1 protein-coding gene and 3 pseudogenes are annotated in these 5,899 nt (G+C 74.1%); 1 reads left to right on the top strand and 3 read right to left on the bottom strand.

Annotated elements, in window-relative coordinates:
* Together CCN33_RS23325 and CCN33_RS23320 are read right to left on the bottom strand one after the other, a co-directional pair.
* Window positions 1-1,857: pseudogene (locus CCN33_RS23325) on the bottom strand (tetratricopeptide repeat protein); the annotation flags it as partial.
* Window positions 1,854-3,692: an HSP90 family protein gene (locus CCN33_RS23320; RefSeq protein WP_086695471.1), complete on the bottom strand. Its 1,839-nt coding sequence runs from the start codon at window positions 3,690-3,692 to the stop codon at window positions 1,854-1,856. The gene CCN33_RS23320 and the pseudogene CCN33_RS23325, both read right to left, overlap by 4 nt.
* 194 nt (window positions 3,693-3,886) lie before the next feature.
* On the opposite strand from CCN33_RS23320, the pseudogene CCN33_RS23315 reads away from it, so the two are divergent.
* Window positions 3,887-5,695: pseudogene (locus tag CCN33_RS23315) on the top strand (ATP-dependent DNA helicase RecG); the annotation flags it as partial.
* 6 nt (window positions 5,696-5,701) lie between these two features.
* On the opposite strand, the pseudogene CCN33_RS33875 reads toward CCN33_RS23315, so the two are convergent.
* A pseudogene (locus CCN33_RS33875) lies at window positions 5,702-5,752 on the bottom strand (hypothetical protein); the annotation flags it as partial.
* Window positions 5,753-5,899 lie beyond the last annotated feature (147 nt).

Genomic DNA, 5,899 nt, shown 5'->3' with positions numbered 1-5,899 from the left:
CGCCCGCTCGGCCTCGGCCGGCTCCCCGAGGTGCTGGGACAGCGCCCCCACCCGCGCCTCGTACTCCACGGCGAACCAGGGCAGCCCCACGCCCGTGTACTCGGCCGCCGCCCGCCGGAACAGGTCGGCCGCGCGCGGCAGGTCCCCGCCCAGCTCGGCCAGTTCCGCCAGCATGGCCCGCGCCTCGGCCCCGCGCGCCACCAGCCGTACGTCGTCCCCGGTGCGGCCGCCGACGAACGCCAGCACCTCCCGCGCGGCCCGCTCCGCCTCCTGTGCCGGGGCGCCCTCGTGGACACGGCACATCAGCACGCGGGCCCGGCTGATCAGCACTCCGGCCGTCTGCCGGGGACCGGTCGCCGCCTCCGCGTACAGCGCCAGCACCTCGTCGTACAGCCCGTCGACCGTCTTGCGGGCCGCCTCCGTGTCACCGGTCAGGGCGCGTACGTACGCTCCACGCGCGCGGGCCGCGAGGGCCTCGCCCGGGTCGCCCGCCTCCGCGTACAGGGCGGCGGCCTCCTCGAAGAGCGGGATGCCGTCGGCGCCGTGGACCATCGCCTCGTTGTCGGCCAGCTCGGCACGCGCGCGTGCGTCGAGTCCGGCGACGTCGGCGGCCAGGGCGAGGGCCGCCCATGCCTGCGGGGCGTCCGGCTGGAGGGTCTCCGAGAGCCGCCGCGCCCGTGCCAGCAGCTCGGGCACCGCCGGCTCCCCGGCCGGGACCTCCTCGGGGGCGGGAGGCGGTGCCGGAGCCGTCCGTACCCCCAGCGGGAGGCGCTCCGCCAAGGGCTCCGCCGCCATCGTGGCGCGGGTCAGGTCACCGATGTGCGAGGTGCCGTTGCGGGCGTCGAACCGCGCGGCCAGCTCCAGCGCCTCCACGCGCGCGTGCCCGGCCAGCTCCCGCGCGGTCCACGTCCGCCCGGCCGGACCCGGCACCTCCCGGCCGCCCAGGCCGAGCGCGGTCAGCCGGTCCATCAGCAGCGTCACCACGGCCAGAAACTCCAGCAGACTGCGCGGATGGCCGGTGTCCGTGAAGTACGCGGGCCGCTCCGCCAGCAACTCCAGGGCGCGCTCCTCGTTCCCGCTCAGCGCGCAGAACTCCACATGAGCGGCGTACGCGTCCCGCATGCTCTCCATGGGCCGCACCAGCCGGATGCCCCGCAGATGATGGGCGCGCGCCTCCTCCAGCCGGCCCAGCCGCAGCAGCGGCACCAGGGAGCGGGCCAGCACTCCGTGCGGCTCGTGCGCACAGGCGAACTCGCCCCCCAGCACCGGCGCCCACAGCTCCAGCGCCTCCGCCGGACGCCCCGACCGCGCCTGCCAGCCACCCTGCCCGCCCAGCTCGCAGGCGTGGCAGTCGGCCATGTCGTCCCGGTCCGCGGCCAGCCACGCGCGGTACGCCCGCTCGGCCCGCGCCCGGTCCCCGATGTGCGAGGCGATGCCGAACTCGGCCGCACGCACGGCCCGTTCGGAGTACCCGGCGACCCGGTAACGGCGCTCCATCTCGGCGAGCCAGTCCTCCACCGACGCCAGGGGGATGTGCGGCTGGCCCAGCATGCCCGCGGTCATCCACTTGAACGTCCAGTGCAGCGCGTGCGCCTCGTACGCGTCGAAATCCCCGGGACGCTCGTCCCACATCCGCAGCAGCCGCGCGAACGGGACGAACACCCGGTCCTTCTCCGAGCTGTAGTTGTAGACCTTCACCTGATGACCGAGCGCCTCGATCACCGCGAGCGGAATCTCCAGCTTCTCGGCCTCGGCGAGGAGTTCCTCCGCGCGCGCGTTGCGCGCCGGGCCCTCCGGCCGCTCCGCGTTCTCCGCCATGGCCCGGCGCAGCGCCTCGAAGTCCATGATCCGGCTCATCGTCCCTCGCCCTCTCCGAGTGTCGCCCGGTCCAGCAGTCCGGCGAACGCCCGGTTCACGAGCGCCGAGTCGGCCGGCCGCAGCGGGCGGTGCGCCAGCAGCAGCGCCTGCCCGTACAGCGCCTCGGCCGCCGTGCCCGTCAGCTCCGGGTCGGTCAGTGAACCGACCCGCCGCACCAGCGGGTTCAGGTGGTTCAGCACCAGCCGGGCGCGGGGCGCGGTGCCGCGCAGCGAGCCCAGGATGCCCGCCCACAGGTCGTCCGCCTGCTCCTCCGCATCCACCCGCGCCCGCTCGTGCCGCGCCGACCGGTCGTCCAGATGCAGCGCGGGCACCGACACCGGGTGGAACGCCCGCAGCACCACATCGCAGTCCAGCGGATCGAGCCTGGCCCGCGCGGCCGCCAGGAAGCCGGAAAGCGCCAGCTCCGCCGCCGGGTCCACCGAGTCCAGATGCGCGGTCACCGTGTCCGCGTCCAGCTCCGCGACCACCGTGCCCGGCCGCACCGACGGCAGCGCCTCGACCAGCTCCGCGTCGTAGGTGTAACCCCCGTTCACCACCCCGACGCCCTGCGCGGCGGCGATCGGCGCCACCTGGCGGAACTCCTCCACGCTCCGGGTGAAGTGGACCACCGGGTGCCGTCGGGCGAACTCCTCCAGCGACAGCTCCCCGTCACTGGTCTCGAACGGGAGCCACGGCAGCATGACCCGCAGCATCTCGCCGTCGTGCCGGGCCAGCGCCCGCACCCCGAGATGGTGCACGACCAGGAACGCCGAGAGCCGCTCCGGGTCACCCGCCGCGAGCCCCGTCAGCCAGTCCCGCACCCGCCCGCCCAGCGCCTCCCGGACCCCGGCCAGCGTCTCGTCCTCGTACAGCGCCTCGCGCGACGCGGTGGGCCGCAGGGTGTCCGTGTCCAGCACGCAGCGCACGAAGAACGCCCAGTCGGGCAGGAGCTGTTCGGCGCGCTCGGTGAGCAGCATGCCCTTCAGGTGGACCCGGTGCGTGGCCCGCTGCGCCGGACTCACCGCCGAGGGGAGGACGTACGCCACCCCGCGCACCCCGGCCAGCGGCACGTCCAGCGTGATCGCGTCCAGCGGGGCGAAGCCGAACAGCTCCCGGCAGTGCGCCTCCAGCGCCGCCCGCCGCTCCGCCCGGCTCGGCCAGGTGCGGTCCCAGGGCGCCGGGAGGTCGGTGACCGGCTCGTCGTCCACCCGTACGTCGTACGGCAGCAGGGAGCCGAAGTCCCGTGCCAGGGTGCGCACCCGCGCGGGCGCCAGCCACTCGCCGGCACCCGGCCGCGCCACCAGGTGCACGGTGGTGCCCGGCTCCGGGCGGGCCGAGTCCGGCAGGGTCCGCACGGTGTACGAGCCGTCGTCGGCTGCCGTCCACTCCACCGGCGGGGCGCCGGGCGTACGGGCGCTGCGGCTGACCACGCGGATGCGCTCGGCGACCACGAAGCAGGCCAGCAGCCCGATGCCGAACCGGCCGAGGAACCCGGAGCGCGTCTCCTCCAGGCCCTCCGCCCGCTTGGAGCTGCGGCCGATGGTCGCCAGCAGGGTGTGCACGTCCGACTCGGTGAGCCCGATGCCGCTGTCCTCCACCCTGAGCCCGCCCCGCCCGTCCGGGAACAGCCGCACCCGCGCCGGGGCGCCTGGCTCCTCCGACCGCCGGGCGGTGACGGCGTCCACGGCGTTCTGGAGCAGCTCGCGCAGGTAGACCTTGGGACTGGAGTACAGGTGCTGGGAGAGCAGGTCGACCAGACCGCGCAGGTCGACCTGGAAGGTGTGCGGAGGGGCGGGCTCGGAGGCCGGGGATGACTGGGAGGTCTGGGAGTCCATCGTCACGGCGCCGGTGGGAGGTGCTTCGCGCGGCGCGGGGTCGGGCGGTCGGATGCCGTTGAGGCGGTGACCGCGGGGGATGGCCGGAGGCGCGTCATCCTAGGCCCGCAGGCCCGAGCTGACCAGGTGCTTCGGGCATCTCGCCGGGGCGCTCGGGAGTCACCTGTACGGCGATGTCGGTGGTGTGGTGTGCAATGGATCTCGTGCCCGCACTGCGAGAACCCCTGAAGAAGGTGCTCGGTCCCGCCACCGCGAAGGTGATGGCCGAGAACCTCGGCCTGCACACCGTCGGCGACCTCCTGCACCACTACCCCCGCAGATACGAGGAGCGCGGCCAGCTCACCCACCTCGCCGACCTGCCCATGGACGAGCACGTCACCGTGGTCGCCCAGGTCGCCGACGCCCGGCTGCACACCTTCGCCTCCTCGCGCGCCCCGCGCGGCAAGGGCCAGCGGCTGGAGGTCACCATCACCGACGGCAGCGGCCGCCTCCAACTGGTCTTCTTCGGCAACGGCGTGCACAAACCGCACAAGGAACTGCTGCCCGGCACCCGCGCGATGTTCTCCGGCAAGGTCTCCGTCTTCAACCGCCGTCTCCAACTCGCGCACCCGGCGTACGAGTTGTTGGACAAGGACGCCGAGGACGGCGACGAGGCCGTGGAGAGCTGGGCGGGCTCCCTGATCCCGATCTACCCCGCCACCGCCAAACTGGAGTCCTGGAAGATCGGCAAGGCGGTGCAGACCGTGCTGCCCAGCGTCCAGGAGGCCGTCGACCCGCTCCCCGAGTCCCTGCGCGCGGGGCGTGGCCTGGTCGAGCTGCCCGAGGCCCTGGTCAAGATCCACCGCCCCGCCACCAAGGCCGACATCGCCGACGCCCGCGCCCGCCTCAAGTGGGACGAGGCGTTCGTGCTCCAGGTCGCCCTGGCCCGTCGCCGCTACGCCGACACCCAGCTCCCGGCCGTCCCCCGCCGCCCCCTCGACGACGGCCTCCTCACCGCCTTCGACGCCCGTCTCCCCTTCACCCTCACCGAGGGCCAGCAGCGCGTCTCCGCCGAGATCTTCACCGACCTCGCCACCTCCCACCCGATGCACCGGCTGCTTCAGGGGGAGGTGGGGTCGGGCAAGACGTTGGTGGCGCTCCGCGCCATGCTCGCCGTGGTCGACGCCGGCGGGCAGGCGGCCATGCTGGCGCCCACCGAGGTGCTGGCTCAGCAGCATCACCGGTCGGTCACCGAGATGATGGGGGAGCTGGCCGAGGGGGGCATGCTGGGCGGGTCGGAGCACGGGACCAAGGTGGTGCTGCTGACCGGATCGATGGGGGCCGCCGCGCGCAGGCAGGCGCTGCTGGACATCGTCACCGGTGAGGCGGGGATCGTCATCGGCACCCACGCGCTCATCGAGGACAAGGTCCAGTTCCACGACCTCGGCCTGGTCGTCGTGGACGAACAGCACCGCTTCGGCGTCGAGCAGCGCGACGCCCTGCGCGGCAAGGGCAAACAGCCCCCGCACCTGCTCGTCATGACGGCCACCCCGATCCCGCGCACGGTCGCGATGACGGTCTTCGGCGACCTGGAGACCTCGGTCCTCGATCAGCTCCCGGCCGGCCGCTCCCCGATCGCCACCCATGTCGTCCCGGCCGCCGACAAGCCCCACTTCCTCGCCCGCGCCTGGGAGCGCGTCCGCGAGGAGGCCGGGAACGGCCACCAGGCGTACGTCGTCTGTCCCCGCATCGGCGACGAGGACGAGAGCGCCGCCGAGAAGAAGGCCACCGAGGGCGACAAACGGCCCCCGCTCGCCGTCCTCGACATCGCCGACCAACTCGCCCGTGGCCCGCTCAAGGGCCTCGGGGTGGAGGTGCTGCACGGGAGGATGCACCCCGACGACAAGGACGCCGTGATGCGCCGCTTCGCCGCCGGGGAGACGGACGTCCTGGTCGCCACCACGGTCATCGAGGTCGGCGTCCATGATGACCATCGCCGTGGCGTTGGGGACGTTGACGCCGACCTCGATGACCGTGGTGGCGACCAGGACGTCCGTCTCCCCGGCGGCGAAGCGGCGCATCACGGCGTCCTTGTCGTCGGGGTGCATCCTCCCGTGCAGCACCTCCACCCCGAGGCCCTTGAGCGGGCCACGGGCGAGTTGGTCGGCGATGTCGAGGACGGCGAGCGGGGGCCGTTTGTCGCCCTCGGTGGCCTTCTTCTCGGCGGC

The organism is Streptomyces recifensis (genome assembly GCF_002154615.1).
In the GTDB taxonomy this organism is placed as follows: domain Bacteria; phylum Actinomycetota; class Actinomycetes; order Streptomycetales; family Streptomycetaceae; genus Streptomyces; species Streptomyces griseoluteus.
The sequence above is the reverse complement of the archived record's forward strand: the minus strand, read 5'-3'. Positions and strand labels throughout refer to the sequence as shown.